General features: G+C 71.1%; 14 protein-coding genes and 1 pseudogene. 4 read left to right on the plus strand and 11 right to left on the minus strand.

Annotated features, from left to right (window positions below; all coding sequences use genetic code 11):
* Positions 1-137: 137 nt before the first annotated feature.
* Genes ABZ471_RS14975 through ABZ471_RS14985 form a run of 3 tightly spaced genes read right to left on the minus strand, consistent with a single transcriptional unit; the run spans position 138 to position 2,469 of the window.
* On the minus strand, positions 138-779 hold the full coding sequence (locus ABZ471_RS14975; protein ID WP_359066356.1) for a DsbA family protein: 642 nt from the start codon (positions 777-779) through the stop codon (positions 138-140).
* A 55-nt stretch (positions 780-834) separates the two neighbouring features.
* On the minus strand, positions 835-1,869 hold the full coding sequence (locus tag ABZ471_RS14980) for a 2-dehydropantoate 2-reductase N-terminal domain-containing protein (RefSeq protein WP_359066358.1): 1,035 nt from the start codon (positions 1,867-1,869) through the stop codon (positions 835-837).
* Positions 1,870-1,917: 48 nt separating this feature from the next.
* Positions 1,918-2,469 (minus strand): DUF1697 domain-containing protein, encoded by a 552-nt coding sequence (locus ABZ471_RS14985; protein WP_359066360.1) that lies wholly within the window; start codon positions 2,467-2,469, stop codon positions 1,918-1,920.
* 358 nt (positions 2,470-2,827) lie between these two features.
* Between ABZ471_RS14985 and ABZ471_RS14990 the strand changes: the two genes are divergently transcribed.
* Complete coding sequence (locus ABZ471_RS14990) at positions 2,828-5,074, plus strand: MMPL family transporter (RefSeq protein WP_359066362.1); 2,247 nt, start codon at positions 2,828-2,830, stop codon at positions 5,072-5,074.
* A 110-nt stretch (positions 5,075-5,184) separates the two neighbouring features.
* The gene (locus ABZ471_RS14995; RefSeq protein WP_359066364.1) at positions 5,185-6,132 is read left to right on the plus strand and encodes a DUF6528 family protein; all 948 of its coding nucleotides are present in this window, start codon (positions 5,185-5,187) and stop codon (positions 6,130-6,132) included.
* A 274-nt stretch (positions 6,133-6,406) separates the two neighbouring features.
* On the opposite strand, the pseudogene mgt reads toward ABZ471_RS14995, so the two are convergent.
* From mgt to ABZ471_RS15015, 4 genes and pseudogenes are all read right to left on the minus strand, one after another.
* A pseudogene (mgt, locus tag ABZ471_RS15000) lies at positions 6,407-7,688 on the minus strand (macrolide-inactivating glycosyltransferase).
* A complete protein-coding gene (locus tag ABZ471_RS15005) occupies positions 7,685-8,968 on the minus strand; it encodes a sugar ABC transporter substrate-binding protein (RefSeq protein WP_359066365.1) in 1,284 nt (427 codons plus the stop codon). Before ABZ471_RS15005 ends, mgt begins: the two are co-directional and overlap by 4 nt.
* A complete protein-coding gene (locus tag ABZ471_RS15010) occupies positions 8,968-9,801 on the minus strand; it encodes a carbohydrate ABC transporter permease (RefSeq protein ID WP_359066367.1) in 834 nt (277 codons plus the stop codon). Before ABZ471_RS15010 ends, ABZ471_RS15005 begins: the two co-directional genes overlap by 1 nt.
* A complete protein-coding gene (locus tag ABZ471_RS15015; RefSeq protein WP_359066369.1) occupies positions 9,798-10,706 on the minus strand; it encodes a sugar ABC transporter permease in 909 nt (302 codons plus the stop codon). Before ABZ471_RS15015 ends, ABZ471_RS15010 begins: the two co-directional genes overlap by 4 nt.
* A gap of 157 nt (positions 10,707-10,863) precedes the next feature.
* Here ABZ471_RS15015 and ABZ471_RS15020 point away from each other — a divergent pair, with 157 nt between their 5' ends.
* Positions 10,864-11,727 (plus strand): aminoglycoside phosphotransferase family protein, encoded by an 864-nt coding sequence (locus tag ABZ471_RS15020; RefSeq protein ID WP_359066371.1) that lies wholly within the window; start codon positions 10,864-10,866, stop codon positions 11,725-11,727.
* A gap of 27 nt (positions 11,728-11,754) precedes the next feature.
* On the opposite strand, the gene ABZ471_RS15025 is transcribed toward ABZ471_RS15020, so the two are convergent.
* The 4 genes from ABZ471_RS15025 to ABZ471_RS15040 all read right to left on the minus strand — a co-directional run bounded on the left by ABZ471_RS15025 (position 11,755) and on the right by ABZ471_RS15040 (position 16,118).
* Positions 11,755-12,477 carry a 3'-5' exonuclease gene (locus ABZ471_RS15025; protein ID WP_359066373.1) on the minus strand — a complete coding sequence of 241 codons (723 nt, stop codon included), beginning with the start codon at positions 12,475-12,477 and terminating at the stop codon, positions 11,755-11,757.
* 102 nt (positions 12,478-12,579) lie between these two features.
* Entirely contained in the window at positions 12,580-13,821 is a 1,242-nt protein-coding gene (locus tag ABZ471_RS15030) for an SAV2148 family HEPN domain-containing protein (RefSeq protein WP_359066542.1), read from the minus strand.
* A 103-nt stretch (positions 13,822-13,924) separates the two neighbouring features.
* Positions 13,925-15,244, minus strand: a complete 1,320-nt coding sequence (locus ABZ471_RS15035) for a copper amine oxidase (RefSeq protein ID WP_359066375.1) — start codon at positions 15,242-15,244, stop codon at positions 13,925-13,927.
* 61 nt (positions 15,245-15,305) lie between these two features.
* Positions 15,306-16,118 (minus strand): Tat pathway signal sequence domain protein, encoded by an 813-nt coding sequence (locus ABZ471_RS15040; RefSeq protein ID WP_359066377.1) that lies wholly within the window; start codon positions 16,116-16,118, stop codon positions 15,306-15,308.
* A 196-nt stretch (positions 16,119-16,314) separates the two neighbouring features.
* Here ABZ471_RS15040 and glgX point away from each other — a divergent pair, with 196 nt between their 5' ends.
* Complete coding sequence (gene glgX, locus ABZ471_RS15045; protein WP_359066379.1) at positions 16,315-18,423, plus strand: glycogen debranching protein GlgX; 2,109 nt, start codon at positions 16,315-16,317, stop codon at positions 18,421-18,423.
* Positions 18,424-18,537: the final 114 nt, after the last annotated feature.

Below are 18,537 nucleotides of genomic sequence, written 5' to 3' on the forward strand. Positions count from 1 at the left end.
GCGGATGTGTCACTGGCAAGAGGAGGCCGTCGTACCGAAGGGGTGCAATTCAGCCAACTTGCTTTCGTCGCCCGCAAGTTGCCTGCCGAGTGGCCCTGCTGATATAGGAAGCCGCGCGTGCACGCCACGGCATCGGATCAGTCGAAGCGGAGGCCTCCGGTGCGGGTTCGCTTGAGTTCGAAGAAGTCGGGGTGGCGGGCCAGCACCCGGAAACTGTCGAAGAGTTCCGCCGCCTCGGCGCCGCGCGGAACGGCCCGCAGGACGGGACCGAACCACACCGTGCCGTCGACATGGATCGTGGGCGTGCCCACGTAGACGCCCGACGCGGGCTCGGCGCCCGCCTCGTGGCTGCGGCGGACCGCGTCGTCGTAGGCCGGGTCGTGGGCGGCGGCCGACAGGCCGGCCGGGAGCCCGAGTTCGGCCAGGGACTCGGCCACCACCGTGTCGAAGTCCTTGATCCCGCGCTCGTGGATCCGGGTGCCGAACGCGGTGTACAGGTCGCGCAGCATTTCCTCGCCGTGCCGTTCGGCGGCAGCGACGACGACCCGTACCGGGCCGATCGACCGGTCGACCAAGTCCCGGTACCAGTCCGGGAGTTCGTTCCCGGTGTTGTGCAAATAGAGACTCATGACATGGAAGCGGAGGTCGAGCGGACGCTCACGCTCGACCTCCAGCAGCCATCGGGAGGTGATCCAGGCGAAGGGGCAGGCCGGGTCGAAGAAGAAGTCGACACGGGTCGGGCCGGAGGTCGTCGTACGGCGGTCGTCGCGAGGCGTCATGCCATGGACGCTAGTCCGCCGGTGGCGCAGTCTCCCGATCCAATGGCCCCCTCTTTCACTGGTCCACTTCGGGTCCCGTCGCCGCCACCGTCTCGTCGGCCAGCCGGACCAGCTCCGCGACCGGCAGGGAGCCCGCCGCCCGGTGCTCTCGCGCGAATTGGTTGGCGAGGCGCTGCAGCAGTTCGTTCAGCGGGGTCGGTACGCCGTGCAGGCGGCCGAGGAGGACGATCTCGCCGTTGAGGTGGTCCGCCTCGATGGTGCCGGTGCCACGGGCGAGGGACTGCCAGGAGGAGCCGCCGCCGCGCGGGGCCCCCTCCAGCGGGACCAGGGTGACCTTGTCGCCGCGTGCCTGCTTCTGTTCCTCGGCGCTCGCGCAGGCGATCCCGGCGGCGTCCAGCACGGCCACTCCCTCGGCCCACACGCGCTCGCGCAGGGCCGCCCGGGCCTCCTGCCCGTCGTCCGGCCCGCTCAACGCCTGGAGGGTGTTGCCGAGATTGGTCAGAAGCTTGGCGTACTGCCAGCGGGCCACGTCCGGCACGACCGGTACCTCGAAGCAGGAGGCCTCCAGGTCGGCGGCGATACGCCGGGCGGTGTCGTCGGTGCCGTGCGGGTACCGGCCCAGATGCAGGATGCCGGTGAGCGGGGTGCCGGCGGCGGAGACGACTCCGGGTTCCACGAAGGTCGAGGGGAGCCAGACGCTGACGCCGTACACGTGCCGGAAGCGGCGCAGGGCCAGCCGCTGGCCCTCCACGCCGTTCTGCAGGCAGACCAGCGGCAGCCGTTCGGCCGCGGTCCCGCCGCCCGCCACCGGCGCATCGCCCCAGATCTCCAGGGCGGCCACGGTGTCCTGTGTCTTGACGGCCAGGACGAGGACGTCGTCGGCGCGCAACTCGCCGAGCGGGGACGGCCCGTCGACGGCGGGCAGGCGGTACGTCAGCTCGCCCTCCGGCACCCGCAGCCGCAGTCCCTGCTCGCCGAGCGCCGTCAGATGCCGGCCACGGGCGACGAGTACGACCTCGTGCCCGGCCTGGGCCAGCCGCCCGCCGACGGTGCCGCCGACCGCCCCTGCTCCGATGATGATGTAGCGCATGGGGCACAGCCTCGCACGCCGTCGGGCGGCCTGCGCCGGGTGCTCCCGTCATCCTTCCGGAGCGGTCAACTCCACGAGTTTGAGCACCGTGTTCCAGTTCCGGCTGGTGGCGATCACGCCCTTGGTGATCCGGGGCCGGGACAGGACCTCGGCGAGCTTGGAGCGGCCGAGGCCGTCCGGGGCGTACAGGTACAGGCAGCGGTCGCCGAGCCGGAACTCCTCGGGGAGATGGGCGGCGGGGTCGATCTCCGCGAAGCGTTCCGGGGTGACGGGTGCGGAGAAGTAGGTGATGTGCAGCTGTCTGGCCTCCAGTTCGGCGGCCGGGAACGGGCAGGCCTCGGCCACCGCCCGCAGATAGGCGTGGTCGCGCACGATCACGTCGACCGGGAAACCGAAGTGCGCCTCGATCGCGCGGGCCAGCTCGGCCGCCAGGGACTGCTCGTCGCCGCGGTCCGTGGTGAAGACGGCCTGCCCGCTCTGCAGATGGGTCCGTACGCCGTCGTGGCCGAGGCCGGTCATGAGGGTGCGCAGGTCGGCCATCGGGAGCTTCTTGCTGCCGCCGACGTTGATTCCGCGCAGCAGCGCCGCATAGGTCGTCATCCGGCCACCCTAAAGCGGCCGTCGTGCCCCGTGGGGGCGGGCACGACGGCCGTACCCGTGCGTACGCCGGGCTGCGCGAAACTCTGGCCGATACGGCGGGTGCGGATCAACACCTACACGGAGCTGTGACTTGTTCAACAACCTTTCGTAATCACAAAGTGGATCTCTGTCGGCGGATCGGACATCGCGAACCCGGATAGATGTAAGGGCCGCCCTCCTCCCCAGCGGTGAGACCGGCCCTGCGGACTTCACCGGAAAGCACGACGAGATGTCCTCGTCCGGCCCCTACCGTCGAAGCCGAGCAGGTGAAGACGTGGCGGCAGGGGGCCGTCACCGCACACGAGGGGGACATCCCGTCATGGGGAACACGGACGTGCGCGTGCGGGGCCTGGCCGCCCGTGCAGGCGGCTGGAGCGCCCGGCACCGCTGGGCCGCCGTCGGCATCTGGGTACTTTTCGTCGTCCTGGCCATGGGACTCGGCTCGGCGGCCGGCCGGGTCGACGTGGACGAGAGCGACCAGCTCAAGGGCGAGACGCACACCGCAGCACGGATCATCGACGACGCGGGGATCAAGGAGCCGGCCGGTGAGACGGTCCTGATCCAGGCGAAGGACGGTTCGCTCAAGGCCACGGACGCCGAGTTCAGGGCCGCCGTCGCCGACGTGGTCAAGGCGGTCGAGGGCACCGGCGAGGTCACGGGCGTCCGGTCGCCGTACGACACGCGGACGATCGCGAAGGACGGCCGCAGCGCGCTGGTGCAGTTCGACCTGCGCGGCGACGCGGACACCGCCGCCGACCGGGTCGAGCCGGTGGTCGAGGCCGTCGCGGACGTACAGAAGGACCACGGGTCGCTGCGGGTCGCGGAGATCGGCGCCGCCACCATGAAGAAGCAGTACAAGGACGCCTTCGGCGACGACTTCCGGAAGGCCGAGTACTCCGCCGTCCCGGTCGCCCTCGGCATCCTGCTCATAGCCTTCGGCGCGCTGGTGGCGGCGCTGCTGCCGGTGGGCCTGGCGGTCACCGCGATCATGGCGACGATGGGCCTGATGGGCCTCGTCAGCCATCTGCAGCCGATGAGCGACACCGCGAACTCCGTGATGCTGCTGGTCGGCATGGCGGTCGGCGTCGACTACTGCCTGTTCTACCTGCGCCGGGAACGCGAGGAGCGCGAGGCCGGGCGGGAAGCCGGGGCGGCGCTGCGGATCGCCGCCGCCACCAGCGGCCGCGCGATCATCGTCTCCGGTGTCACCGTCTGCGTGGCGATGGCGGGCATGCTGTTCACCGGACTCCCCGCGTTCGAGGCGATGGGCCTGGCCTCGCTGATGGTCGTGGCGGTCGCCATGGTCGGTTCCGTCACCGTCCTGCCCGCGCTGCTCTCGCTGCTGGGCGAGCGCGTCGAGAAGGGCCGGATCCCGTTCCTGCGGCGGCGCAAGCGCACCGGCGGCACGGAGAGCCGGTTCTGGACCGCCGTCCTGAAGGGCGTGCTCGCCAGGCCCGTGGTCTCCGTCGTCGTCGCGGTGGGCGCCCTGCTGGCCGTCGCTGCGCCGGCGCTGGGCATGAAGACCTCGCAGCTCACACTGGACCAGGAGTTCGGCGACTCGCTGCCGATCGTGCAGACCTACGACCGGGTCAACGCGGCCTTCCCGGGCGGCTCCGAGCCGGCCGAGGTGGTCGTCAGGGCGAGGGACATCAACGCGCCCGAGGTGCAGCGGGCGCTGGCCGACTTCAAGCGGCAGGCGATCGACTCGGGCGCCTCGCGGGGACCGGTCGACATCAAGCTGCACGCGGCGCAGAACGTGGCACTGGTGTCCGTGCCGCTGGTCGGCGGCTCCGACATGGCCAAGGCGAGCGAGAGCCTGGAGAAGCTGCGCGACGAGGTGCGGCCCGCCACGCTCGGCAAGGTCGACGGCGTCGAGGCGCCGGTCACCGGACAGGTCGCGGGCAACCACGACTTCAACGACCAGCTGCTCGGCTCCGTCGTCCCGGTCTTCGCCTTCGTGGTCGTCTTCGCCTTCCTGCTGATGCTGCTCTCGTTCCGCTCGCTGACCGTCGCGATCACGTCGATCGTGCTCAACCTGCTGTCGGTGGGCGCGGCCTACGGCATCCTCGTCGCCGTCTTCCAGCACGGCTGGGGTGCCTCGCTGGTGGGCGCGGAGGGTGTCGGTGCGATCGTCACCTGGCTGCCGCTGTTCCTCTTCGTGATCCTGTTCGGTCTGTCCATGGACTACCACGTGTTCGTGGTCTCCCGGATCCGCGAGGCGCGGATGCGCGGCCGCACGACGAAGGACGCGATCCAGCACGGCGTGGTCACCACGGCCGGTGTCGTGACCAGCGCCGCGGTCATCATGGTCGCCGTGTTCGCGATCTTCGGCACGCTGTCCATGCAGTCCATGAAGCAGATGGGCGTGGGCCTGGCCGCCGCCGTCCTGATCGACGCGACGGTCATCCGCGGGGTGCTGCTGCCGGCCGTGATGGCGCTGCTCGGCGAGCGCAACTGGTATCTGCCGAAGTGGCTGCACCGGATGCCGGACCTCACCCACGACGAGTCGCCGGAGCCGGACGCGGCACCCGCGGTACGTGGTGAGGGCGATCGGCTGACTGTCTGATTCCGCCCGCTGACACAGGGCCCGTTGGTTTCCGGGGGAACCAACGGGCCCTGGTGTCTCCTCTAGCTGTCCGGACCATGTACGTCGTCGAACACGGGGGAGGACATCACATGGACAGGCGGGGACTGCTGAGGGGCGCGCTGGCCGCCCCGGCCGCCGGGCTGCTGGGTGCGGCGCCGGCGAGCGCGGCACCGGCGGCGTTCGACGTGCTCATCGGGGACGTCACTTCCGGGAAGGTCTTTCTCTTCGACCGCAACAAGCCGTTCACGGACGCCCACATCAAGTGGCAGCTGAACCCGGCGGGTTCGGGGCACCCGATGGAACACCGGTTCCGTGACACCGGCGGGGACGGCCAGATCCTGCTCGCGGCCACAGGCACAGCGAACAGCCCCGGCACGGCGAGCATCTACCGGCGCCGCGACAAGAAGCTGCTCTGGTCGGCGAGCATCCCGAACTACCCGCACGCCGTCGAGCGGGCCCGCGGCACCGGCGTCGTCGTGGTCGCCGGGCGCAGCACGGGGGAAGGGGGTACCGCCGGCGGGGGCAGCCTGCACGTCTTCCGGCCCACCGACAGCCACAGCGGCTCGCTGGTGCGGGCCGGTGCCCCGATCCCGTTCTTCCAGGCGCACGGTCTGCTGTGGGACCCGCAACTGGAGCGGCTGTGGGCGGCCGGCGGCTCGGTGCTGACGGCCTACCGGATCGTGACGACGGCGAACTCGGCGAAGCTGATCGAGGACACCGAGCGCCGCCTCACCACGTTCCACCACCCGCACGACCTCCAGCCCGACTTCCAGCACCCGGGCCGGCTCCTGGTCACGGACACCAACGGCGTCTACGCGGTCGACAAGTCCACGATGAAGCCGACCACCCTGCACACGCGCAAGCTCGTCAAGTCGTACGTGCACCACGCCTCCGGCGAGCAGATGTGGACCGCTGCCGTACCGGGCGGCAACGCCTTCGGGACGAAGTACGTCCACTTCGACGTGAGCGGGGTGGCACGGGCCCGGGAGGGCGCGGTCATCTACAAGGCGCGACTCGCCACCGCCACCTACCGCTGACGCGGCCCGGCGGGTTCCGCGTCAGCTGCTGCGGCCTGTCCGGCGGATCAGGCCGGCTTCAGCCAACGGCGCCTCATCAGCGCAGGTGAGCGGGGCCCGGTGCGTCCAGCTTCAAGGCGGAGGGGGCGGCGACGCGATGGGGGTCCCCCCGCGCGAGCGCAGCCGAGCGTGGGGGGGGGAGTCGGCGAGTGACGACAACACGGCTGGGGGTACCCCCTCTGGGGGGGAGGGCGTGCCAGGACCCGCGATTCCGGCATGATCCGCCGGACAGGCCCTACCTCCGGGGCCTCCCGTCCAGTTCCGCCTCGATCAGGTCGGCCGCGCGCCGGGTGCCGCCCTCCTCGGCCATCCCGGCCCGGATCTCCTTCAGTCGGCGGGCCACCTCCGGATCGGCGGTCAGGGCGAGGGCCGCTTCGCGGAGGCGGTCGGCGGTGGCCTCCTCGGTGGGCAGGTGGCGGGCGACGCCGAGGGACTGGAGCATGTCGGCGTTGCCGAACTGGTCGACGGCCTGCGGTACGGCGATCATCGGTGTGGCGGTGGCCAGCCCTTCCTGGCTGCCGCCCGCGCCGGCGTGCGTGACGAACAGGTCGGCCTGCCGCAGCACCGCCAACTGCGGCACCCAGCCGTGCACTTCGACGTTGCCGGGCAGCTCGCCCAGGTCGTCGGGGGACACGTGCCTGCCGACCTGGAGGACCAGGTGCCAGCCGGGCAGGTCCCCGAAGGCGCGCACGCATGCGCGGTAGAAGGCGGGCTGCTTGGTGAAGGCAGAGCCGAGGGAGACCAGAACCACCCGCTCGGCACCGGCGGGCCGCTGCCAGTCACCCTGGTCGGAGCGGTCTCCCTGGCAGGCGCCGACGAAGGTGTGGACGCGCTCGTCGACCCGGTCGGCCTGCGGCTGGAGGGTCCGGGGGATCAGGACCAGGGAGCGAGCAGGACGGCCCACGAACGGGTCCGGATGCTCGGTGATCCCGTTCTCCGCCAGCCAGGCCTCGAAGCGGGCGTAGTACGCCTGACCGCGCGCTGTCTTTCTCGGCTCCGCCCACATCGGCTCCGCGACCTCCTCCTCGTAGCCGACCCAGGCGACGAGATTCGGTGAGAGGGAGATCGCCGGGACGCCCCAGCGGTGGGCGAGGACGCGGGCCGGGTAGGAGGTGATGTCGTGCAGGACGAGGTCGGGTTCGTCGCCGTCGTAGGCCCGGATCAGCTGCGGCAGCGTCTGCATCGCGTCGTCCAGGAAGGGCTCCACGTTGTCCAGCAGCGTGGCACCCCAGGCCTCGGGGTCGGCGTCGGGCCCGGGCAGCGTCGAGGTGTACGGCACGGGGCGGGCCCCGGTCGCGGCCACCTTCTCGGCGAAGACCGACGGGACGGCGTAGGTGACGCGGTGGCCGCGGGCGACGAGTTCGCGGATCACCTCCAGGCTGGGGTTCACATGGCCGTGGGCGGCAATGGAGAACATGGCGATATGAGCAGGACTGGTCATGGGTCCGAGATTAGACAAGACGAGACGTCTCGTTCAATTCATTTTCTGCGGGTGCCCTGCCGACCCCCGCGGTCAGCGCTGGTACCGGGCCAGCACCAGGTTGCCGTCCCGCTCCAGGCGTCTGCGCAGGTGGTCCAGGCCGATCGAGCCGCTGTAGTACTCCTGGAAGGCCGGGGTGGCCACCTTGTCCTTCCACTCCGCGTAGCCGCGCACGGACTGGGCGGGCGCGGGCCGGAGGTGGGCGGCCAGGGCGGTGCCGGCGGCCCAGCCGTTCTTCGCGGTGTGCAGGGCCGGGTCCCGCAGGGCCTGGGTGCCGGTGGGCAGCATCCAGTCACCGAGGGCGAGGCGGACCATGTTCCCCGGCTGCAGAAGGAAGTCGATGAACGCGGCCGCCTCCTTCTTGTGCGGGCAGTCCGCGGCGACGGACAGGGTCTGCGGACTGACACCCTGGGTGAGCCCGTCGGCGCCCGCGGGAGCGGGCAGCACCTCCCACGCGAAGCCCTTCGGGGCCTGCTGCACGATCTGCTGACGGTAGGAGAAGCCCAGCGGGACCATCGCGTAGCGGCCGCCGAAGAAGCCGGGCAGCGTGTCCGAGCCGCCGCTGCCTAGCGTCGAGGCGGGCGCGCTGTGATCGGCGGTGACCTGGTCATGGACGGTCCGGGGTACGACCGCCTCGCCGGCCCCGAACCGCACGGTCACCTTGCCGTCGGCGCCCCGGTGGAAGAGCTGCCCGCCCGCAGAGAGCGAGAGGTTGAGCGTGGCGGAGACGGGCTCCTTCAGCGGCCAGGCGACGCCGTACGTGCCGTCGCCGCTCAGCTGCCGGGTCACCTGCCGGAACTCGGCCCAGCTCCAGGGATGTTCCGGGGTCGGTATACGCACCCCCGCCGTCCGCAGCCGGGCCGAGTCGGCGATCAGCACTCGGGGCTCCTGGAGGAAGGGCACACCGTAGATCCCGTCCCCGAAGGTGACCGTCTCCCAACTGCGCTGCGGGATGTCGGACCTGAGCCGGGCGGGCAGCAGGTCCGTCAGGTCGGCGAGATAGCCGCCGTAGGCGAAGTCGGCGAGGTCGTCGGAGGCGTCGTGGATGACGTCCGGGGCCTCCCCGCCCTCGAAGGAGGTGAGCAACTGGTCGTGGACACTGTCCCAACTGCCCTGGACGTACTCGACCTTGACGTCCGGGTGGGTCGCGTTCCACTCCTTCACCAGCTCCTTGTTGGCGTCGACGGACTCCTGCTGCCAGGCCAGGGACTGGAAGCGCAGGGTGATCGGCCCGCCGTCCCCACCGCGTCCCGAGGAGCAGCCCGCGAGGAGGAGCACGAGGACGACGAGGGCCGTGGTCATTCTCGTCCGGCGCATCAGCTCTTCACCGCCCCGGTGAGCAGGCCGCCCGTGATCCGGCGCTGGACGAGGGCGAAGACGGCCAGCGAGGGCAGCGTGGCGAGGAACGCGGCGGCCGCCAGCGGTCCGAGGTCCGCGACCCCCTCCGCACCGATGAAGCGGGTGAGGACGACCGGGAGGGTCTGCCTGCCCGGGCTCTTGAGCAGCACCAGGGCGAAGAAGAACTCGTTCCACGCGGTGACGAACGCGAACAGCGCCGTCGCCGCGATCCCCGGCGCGAGCAGCGGCGCCGTCACCGACACCAGGGTTCTGAGCCGCCCGGCCCCGTCGACGGCCGCCGCCTCCTCCAGCTCGGCGGGCACGGCCCGGACGTAGCCGACGAGCATCCACAGCGCGAACGGCAGCGCCCACACCACGTACACCAGCACCAGGCCGGGCAGCGAGTCGATGAGCCGCAGCCGCTTCAGCACCAGGAACAGCGGGATGATCACCAGCACGAACGGGAACGCCTGGCTGACCACCACCCATCCGGTCGCCGCGCGGGACAGCGGGGAACGGCGGCGTGCCATGACGTACGCCATCGGTGTCGCGATCAGTACGGCGACGACGGCGGCGCCGGCCGCCACGAGCAGGGAGTTGAGGGCGGCGTGCAGCAGCGGCTGCTCGTCGAAGGCCTGCCGGAAGTTGGCCAGGGTCGGGTGGCGCGGGATCCAGGTGGGATGCAGACTGCCGAGCTCGCGCGGCGACTTGAACGCGGTGGACAGCAGCCACAGGAGCGGGAAGGCCAGGAAGACGAGGTAGGCGAGCAGGGCGGCGTACTGGCCGGCGCGGGCCGCGGGGCGGGTCCTCATGCGTCCTCACCGCCGCGCAGCCGGCCGGCCAGGAACACCGCGAGCAGGATCGAGATCACCGCGACCATCACGCATCCCATCGCCGCCGCGTAGCCGAACTGGCCGTAGCGGAAGGCCTCTTCGTAGGCGAACAGCATGGGCAGCCGGGTTTTGCCGCCGGGCCCGCCGTTCGTGAGCACGTACACCAGGGCGAAGGAGTTGAAGTTCCAGATCAGGTTGAGGGCGGTGATCGCCAGGGCCACCGGTCCGAGGGCGGGCCAGGTGACCGTGCGGAACCGGCGCCAGGCGCCTGCGCCGTCCACGGCCGCCGCCTCGTGGAGTTCGCGCGGGGTGTTCTGCAGTCCGGCGAGCAGGGCGACGGTCGTCTGCGGCATGCCCGCCCAGACGCCGACGACGATGACGGCGGGCAGCGCGGTGGCCAGGCCGCTCAGCCAGTCCCGGCCCTCCCCCAGGCCCAGGTCGCGCAGGGTCTCGTTGAGGACACCGGCGTCCGGGTTGTAGACCAGGCGCCACATGATGCCGACGACGACCTCGGGCATGGCCCACGGGACGATCGCGAGGGCGCGGGCGAGCCAGCGCAGCCGTAACTCCTGGTTGAGCAGCAGGGCGAGGCCGAGGGCCAGCAGGAACTGGGGGACGGTCACGCCGACCGCCCACACCAGCCCGATCCGGAACGACTCCCAGAACAGCGTGTCGTGCAGCAGGTCCCGGAAGTTGAGACCGCCGATCCACTGCGTGGCCGCGGTCCGGCCGGACTGCGAGTCGGTGAACGCCAGCAGGATGCCGTACAGCAGCGGGCCCACGCTGAGCAGAAGGATCGGGATCAGGGCGGGCAGGACCAGGAACCAGGCGCCGTGACCGGAAACGCGTCCGGCCTGCCGTCTCGCTTCGGCCACTGATGTCACGGAATCAGCCCCTTTGCCAGATCAGATTGGCGTGTCCATGTTCGTGAAGGCGGGGAACCGCGTCAAGGGACCGCGCACAGGGTCCGACCTGTGCGAATGCGAGACTGGCCGAAGACCGGACACGCACGGCACGGGACGAACGGCACGGAGGCGGACGATGGACGAGGCACGGGCGCGGGACGTACTGGCCGCGGCGCAGGTGCTGCCGGGTTTGGCGTCAGACGCACGGCTCCTCGCCCTCGGCGAGAACGCGGTGTTCGCCGCCGGCGACCTGGTGGTCAAGGTGGGCCGCGACGCCGAACTGCTGGAGCGCGCCCGGCGCGAGCTGGACATCGCCGGCTGGCTTCAGGAGGCCGGCGTCCGCGCCGTACGGGCGGCCGAGCCGAAGCCGCTGCTGGTCGAGGGCCACCCGGTGACGGTGTGGCACCGGCTGCCCGAGCCGGTACGGCCTGCCGAGCCCCGGGATCTCGCCCAGTTGCTGCGGATCGTGCACGCACTGCCCTCTCCCCCTTTCACGCTGCCGCCCCGCGAGCTGCTGGGCGGTGTGGAGCGCTGGCTGCGGCTGGCGGGCACGGCGATCGACCCCGAGGACGCGGATTACCTGCGGGCGCGCCGGGACGACTTCGCCACGGCCGCGGCCGCGCTGACGCCCCGTCTGACGCCGGGTCCGATCCACGGGGACGCGCTGCCCCGCAATGTGCACGTCGGCCCCGACGGCCCGGTCCTGGTCGACCTGGAGACCTTCTCCACCGACCTGCGCGAGCACGACCTGGTGGTCATGGCCCTCTCCCGCGACCGCTACGGCCTGCCCGCCGAGGCGTACGGCTCCTTCACCGAGGCCTACGGATGGGACGTACGGGAGTGGGAGGGCTGCGGCGTGCTGCGCGGCGCCCGGGAGACGGCCAGCTGCACCTGGGTGGCCCAGCACGCGCCGGGCAACCCGCAGGCGCTGGCCGAGTTCCGCCGCCGGGTGGCGTCCCTGCGGGACGGGGACGAGACGGTGCGGTGGTATCCGTTCTGAACCGGTGAGAGCGGGTTCAGAGCGGGTTCAGACCTTCTCGTCCACCGGCTCCCGCAGCGGCCAAGTGCCGTCCACCACCGCGTCCGCATCCCCCTTGCCACGCAGGAAGCGCTGGAAGTCCGCCGCCCACTCGGCATACCACTCGATCTGCCGGTGGTGCAGTTCGGCCGGGCCGAGGGACGCGATCTTCGGGTGGCGGGCGGCTATCGCGGAGGCGAGGCGGGCCGCGGCGAGGGCGTCGGCCGAGGCGTTGTGGGCCGCGTCGAGGACTATGCCGTACTCGGCGCAGACCGCTTCCAGGTTCCGCTTGCCGCGGCGGTAGCGGTCGACCCAGCGGTCGATCGTGTAGGGGTCGACGACGGGCGCCGGGGCGCGGCCGCCGAGCCGGTCGGCGAGGGACGGCAGGCCGTACCGGCGCAGTTCGGCGGAGAGCAGGGTGAGGTCGAAGGCCGCGTTGTAGGCGACGACCGGGACACCCGTCTTCCAGTAGGAGACCAGGACGTCCGCGATGGCGTCGGCGACCCGGTCGGCCGGGCGGCCCTCGGCCGCCGCGCGTTCGTTGCTGATCCCGTGCACGGCCACCGCGTCCGCCGGGATCTCCACGCCCGGATCCGCCAGCCATTCCCGGTGTCCGACGGGCTCACCTGCCCTGACCTCTATCACCGCGCCGGTGACGATGCGTGCCTCGCGCGGATCGGTCCCGGTCGTCTCCAGGTCGAAGCCGATCAGCAGCTCCCGGTGCCAGCCCATGGGCGGCCCCCCTTCTTGGTGGTGCTTTCCCCCAGTGGCTTCCACCCTCGCACGTGGCACTGACAATCCGAGGACCGCGTTCCGCTTGCCGGGGCGGACGGTTCAGGACACCGGGCGCGAATCCGCCCAGGCCTGCTCGAATTCCTCACGGTATGTCGGGAAGAGTCCGCCCTCGAGCACATCGTCCGACTTGACCAGCCGGCTGCCGTTGCGCAGCACCAGAACCGGCGACTCCATTCCGCGCGCCCCGCGCAGATAGGACTGCACCACCGCGATGCCGTCGGCGCCGTCGCCGTCCACGAGGTAGGCGGTGAAGCGGGGCGTCTCGTCGTAGACCTGGATCTCGAAGGCGCCGGGGTCGCGCAGCCGGGACCGCACCCGGCGCATGTGCAGGATGTTCATCTCGACCGACCGGCTCAGTTCGCCCCGTTTCATCCCGAGTTCGCGCTCACGGCGCTTGACCGCGCTGGAGGCCGGGTTGAGGAAGAGCAGCCGCACCCGGCAGCCGGACTCCGCGAGCCGGACCAGCCGCCGTCCGGAGAAGTTCTGCACGAGCAGGTTGAGGCCGATGCCGATGGCGTCGAGGCGGCGGGCACCGCCGAAGATGTCCTCGGCCGGGAACTGGCGCATGAGACGCACCCGGTCGGGGTGGACGGCGACGACGTCCGCGTACCGGTCGCCGACCAGGTCCTCGACCGCGTCGACGGGCAGCCGGCGCGCGGAGGGCACGTCGCCGCCCGCACCGAGCATCTCCAGCAGCCGGGCCGAGGCCCGCTCTGCCTGGTTCAGCACGGCCTCGGACAGGGCCCGGTTGCGGGAGACGACGTTGCGGGTCACCTCCAGCTCGTCCAGGGCGAGTTCGAGGTCGCGGCGCTCGTCGAAGTACGGTTCGAAGCACGGCCAGTGCTGCACCATCAGCTCGCGCAGCTGAGGCAGGGTGAGGAAGCTGAGCACGTTGTCGTCGGCCGGGTCGAGCAGGTAGCCCTTGCGGCGGCTGACCTCCCGGACGGCCACCGCCCGCTGCACCCATTCCTGTCCGGCCGGCCCGGCCGCGGCCACCACCCACTCGTCGCCGTGGACGGGTTCGTAGATGGGGCGCAGCACAGCGGCCACGACCGCGCGCAGCCGCTGCTCCACGAGGTTCAGCCAGATGTAGGCCCGGCCCGCCCGCTGGGCGCGGGTGCGCACCTCGAGCCAGGCGTCGGCGTCCCAGTCCAGTTCCGGCCCGATGGACCCCGTGGCGTCCATCGGGCGGGCCAGGGACACCGCGCCGGGCGGGACGTCTGTGGAGTTTCCCTCGTGACCCTCGTCACCAGGGGGCAGCTCCAGCCCTCCCGAGCCCACCCGTGCACCGCCTTCCGCCACCCCGGGCCTTCCCCGTCTCAACGATCAAGGAAGGGTACTCCGGGAGCGGTCGGCGATGCAGCCGGATGGACAGGTCGGTTTCTCAACTACGCGGCCGCCAGTGACCGTTCTGCCACGCCAGCTCGTCGGGAGTGAGCGGATTCATAGCCGTGACGTCCCTCGGGGCGATGGCGAAGCCCTGCCAGTGGATCGGCATGGGCTGCTGGTCCTCGTCCCGGGCGATGTGGTGGAAGCCGACGTTCATCCAGACCAGCGGGTGAGTGAGGGTCTGGCCGTTGACCCACTTGTCGACGGACTTGCCCGCCCCGGCCGGGCAGGCACCCGGGTTGTTGCTGGCGAACTGCTCGCACTTGTTGTACTCGGTGAAGTACACGTCGTGCTGGGTGAAGCTGCGGCCCGGGTACTTCGTGGTGGGGCCGGGGACGATCTCGTACGAACGCGCGTGCCCGTCCTTGTTCTTGCCGGTCGCGCTGACCACCCGCCACCAGCGGTAGGTCTTGTAGTCGCCCGCGAGTTCCTTGGTGACCTTGGTGCGGGTGGTCTTGTTGGTGGGCGCCTGCTGGCCGCGGGCGGGGGCGGTGACGGCCGAGTCGTACTGCTCGATCTTCGTCTTGGAGGAGCCGTCGAGGCCGAAGTCCAGCCGCCAGAAGACGTTGTGGCTGTGGCTGGTGGCGTAGGCCTTGGCGCCCTTGCCGATGGGCCAGCCGCGCCCGTCGCCGGCGTCGTAGTCGTCGTAGGAGAGGCTGCCGGTGGCGCCGACGTTCATGTTGACGGTGCCGTCGTCCTGGAAGCGCCACTCGGTCATGTACTCGTACCAGCCGACCCGGTTGACCGTGTAGACGAGCAGGTCCTTGCCCTGCGCCTGGAAGACCTTGTTGGCGGTGTCGCCCTGCATGCGGTAGGCGTGGCCGCGCGAACGCGTGGTCGTGCACAGGCCCTTGACGTCCGGGTGCTGCGGGTCCCAGGAGTCCGGGACGCGGACGGTCTTGATGGTGCCGCCGGGGCACTCGCCGGGGGCCAGGTTCACCAGGCCCTGGGCGAAGCCGAAGCCGGTCAGGTCGTCGTACTCGACGCTGCCGTCGTCGTAGGGGACGTCGATCTGGCCGAGGCGGGCGCTGTTGAGGACCTTGATCGGCTGGGTCTCGCCCTTGGGCTGGTAGGAGATGTTCTCCAGGACGAGGCCGGCCTTGCTGTCGTAGCGCCAGCACATCCGCCAGGTGGTGCCGCTGGAGAGCTTCTGTTCGATCTTGTAGGCGGCGCTGCAGTCGGCGGCCGCGACGGGGGCGGCCTTCGGCTGGGCGACGGCCGGTCCGGCGCCGGCCGTCGCACCGGCGGCCAGTGCGGCCACGGTGACGCCGACGGCCGCCCGCGCGCGGGCACGGCTGATTCGGTTGACGGGCATGACGAAGTGGCTCCCTTGCAGGACGAGCAAGTAGGAAAAGCGAACGGAGGGCTGGCGCCGCTCAGCGGCGTTCGAGCTTGGCGACCTTGCCGGCGCTCAGGTCGACGACCAGCCACCGGGCGTCGATCCAGGGGCCGTTCTTGACCTTCGGGAACAGCCGCACGCAGCGGTGTTCGCCGCACTTGTCGAGTACGGCGGGCTGGCCACCCGGAGTGGCTCGGTAGACGGCGCCGTTGAGCAGTAGCTGGTCCGCAGAGGTCAGCTCGCGGCCGGTGGCGTCCTTGTAGTCCGCCTTGAGTCCCGCGCCCAGCGGGTCGGCGATCAGCCGCTCGGCCGCCTCGGCGTTCTCGGCACGGCTCAGCGGCGGCTGGACGCCCTGCTGGGTGCCGGTCCACTCGACCTTGCCGGTCTGCAGGTTGACCGTCCTGGTGACGAGCGTGTCGGTCTTGTAGTCGTAGAAGGTCACGTCGGCCCGGCGCGGCGCGTTCGGGTCGTCCAGTTCGTTCGCCTCGGGGTCGGCGAGGTCGACGCTCAGGCGCTGCGGGCCGCGGTCGCCGTCGACGTTCTCGCCCGCGGTGAGCATCTGCCTGCTCAGGGCGAGCTTCTCGACGCGCTGGATCTCGTCGTCCGTCAGCGGGTCGCGGCCCGTGCCCTTCTTCCCCTGGGCCGGCGCCTGTTCCACTACGCCCGGCCGGACCGCGTCCGGCCCCTGCCCCGTCTGCTGCGCGGCCTGTGTGCCGCCGCCCTGTCCTCCCGATTCGTCCGCCCCTGCCGTGCCCGGCAGGGTGATTCCCACCATCACGGCGGTCCCGGCCACCGCCAGGGCCGCACCGGCCACCACCTTGCCCAGATGGCGGTGCACTATCTCGCGCACATCTACCCCCTACTCCCCCAACATCCCCGGGAGTACGTGTTGCCCCACTGGTTCGGCACACGGCGGGCAGTCACGTCGTCGTGTGCACTGGTCGGCCGGTAAGAGGGGCGTAAGTCACAGGAGGTTCCCTCACTTTCGGGCAGACTCGAAGCCAACGCGGCCCCGGCGGGGCGGCACACCTGGAAGAGTCGTGTCCATGCAGGTCTGGCCTGGAGAGGCGTATCCGCTCGGCGCCACCTATGACGGCGCCGGAACCAACTTCGCGGTCTTCACGGAGGCCGCGGACCGAGTAGAGCTGTGTCTGCTGCACGACGACGGCTCGGAGACGGCGGTGGAACTGCGCGAGAGCGACGCGTTCGTGCGGCACGCGTACCTGCCGGGTGTCATGCCGGGGCAGCGGTACGGGTTCCGGGTGCACGGCCCCGACGCCCCCGAGCGCGGGCTGCGCTGCAATTCGGCGAAGCTGCTGCTCGACCCGTACGCCAAGGCGGTCAGCGGGTCCGTCCGGTGGGGCGAGGAGGTGTACGGCTACCACTTCGACGCCCCGGAGCAGCGCAACGACCTGGACTCGGCGCCGCACACCATGTCCTCGGTGGTGATCAACCCGTACTTCGACTGGGGCGACGACCGGCCCCCGCGCACCGAGTACCACCACACGGTGATCTACGAGGCCCACGTGAAGGGCCTCACCATGCGTCACCCCGGACTGCCGGAGGAACTGCGCGGCACGTACGCGGCGCTCGCACACCCCGCGATCATCGAGCACCTGACCAAGCTGGGCGTGACGGCGCTGGAACTGATGCCCGTACACCAGTTCGTGAACGACCACCGGCTGGTCGACATCGGGCTGAACAACTACTGGGGCTACAACACCATCGGCTTCTTCGCCCCGCACAACGCGTACGCCTCCTGGGGCGACCGCGGCCAGCAGGTCCTGGAGTTCAAGTCGGCGGTCCGGGCGCTGCACGAGGCCGGGATCGAGGTGATCCTGGACGTCGTCTACAACCACACCGCCGAGGGCAACCACCTGGGGCCGACGCTGTCCTTCAAGGGCCTCGACAACCCGTCGTACTACCGTCTGGCGGACGATCCCCGCTACTACACGGACACCACGGGCACCGGGAACTCCCTGCTCATGCGGTCCCCGCACGTCCTCCAGCTGATCATGGACTCGCTGCGGTACTGGGTGACCGAGATGCACGTCGACGGCTTCCGCTTCGACCTCGCGGCGACCCTCGCCCGGCAGTTCCACGAGGTGGACCGGCTGTCGTCCTTCTTCGACCTGGTGCAGCAGGACCCGGTGGTCTCCCAGGTGAAGCTGATCGCCGAGCCGTGGGACGTGGGCGAGGGCGGCTACCAGGTGGGCAACTTCCCGCCGCTGTGGACCGAGTGGAACGGCAAGTACCGCGACACCGTCCGGGACCTGTGGCGGGGCGAGCCGAGGGCACTCGCCGAGTTCGCCTCCCGGCTGACCGGCTCCTCGGACCTCTACCAGGACGACGGCCGCCGCCCGCTCGCCTCCATCAACTTCGTGACCTGCCACGACGGCTTCACGCTGCACGACCTCGTCTCGTACGACCAGAAGCACAACCAGGCCAACGGCGAGGACAACCGGGACGGCGAGAGCCACAACCGGTCCTGGAACTGCGGTGCCGAGGGCGAGACCGACGACCCGGACGTGCTCGGGCTGCGCGCCCGCCAGATGCGCAACTTCGTCGCCACGCTGATGCTGTCCCAGGGCGTGCCGATGATCAGTCACGGCGACGAGTTCGCCCGCACCCAGCGCGGCAACAACAACGCCTACTGCCAGGACAGCGACGTGTCCTGGGTGGACTGGCCCGAGGACGGCGGCGAGCTGCTGGAGTTCGTCCGCGCGATGGTCTGGCTGCGCCGGGACCATCCGGTCTTCCGACGGCGGCGTTTCTTCCACGGGCGGCCGGTGGAGGGCACCCACGACGACCTGTCCGACATCGCCTGGTTCACGCCCGAGGGCGGCGAGATGGCCCAGCGGGACTGGGACTCGGCACGGGCGTCCGCGCTGACGGTGTTCCTGAACGGCAACGCGATCTCGGAGCCCGGTCCGCGCGGGGAGCGGATCGCCGACGACTCCTTCCTGCTGATGTTCAACGCCTCGCCCGGCCCGCTGGACTTCGTCGTGCCCGTAGACCACGGCCGGCAGTGGCAGGTGATCGTCGACACGGCCGACCCGGACGGGGTGCCTTCGGGGACGGGCGCGAAGGTCGCGGCCGGTGACCGCATCACCCTGCCGGACCGGAGCCTCACGGTGCTGCAGCGGCCCGCCTAGGGCCTCTCCGCCCTGTCAGGCCGGCTTCAGCCGACGCCACCTCATCGGCGCGGGTGAGCGGGGCCTGGTGGGTCCAGCTCCGACGCGGAGGAGGGAGTGGATGACACGAATGCC

Origin of the sequence: Streptomyces sp. NPDC005728 (genome assembly GCF_040630895.1) — a bacterium.
In the GTDB taxonomy this organism is placed as follows: Bacteria; Actinomycetota; Actinomycetes; order Streptomycetales; family Streptomycetaceae; genus Streptomyces.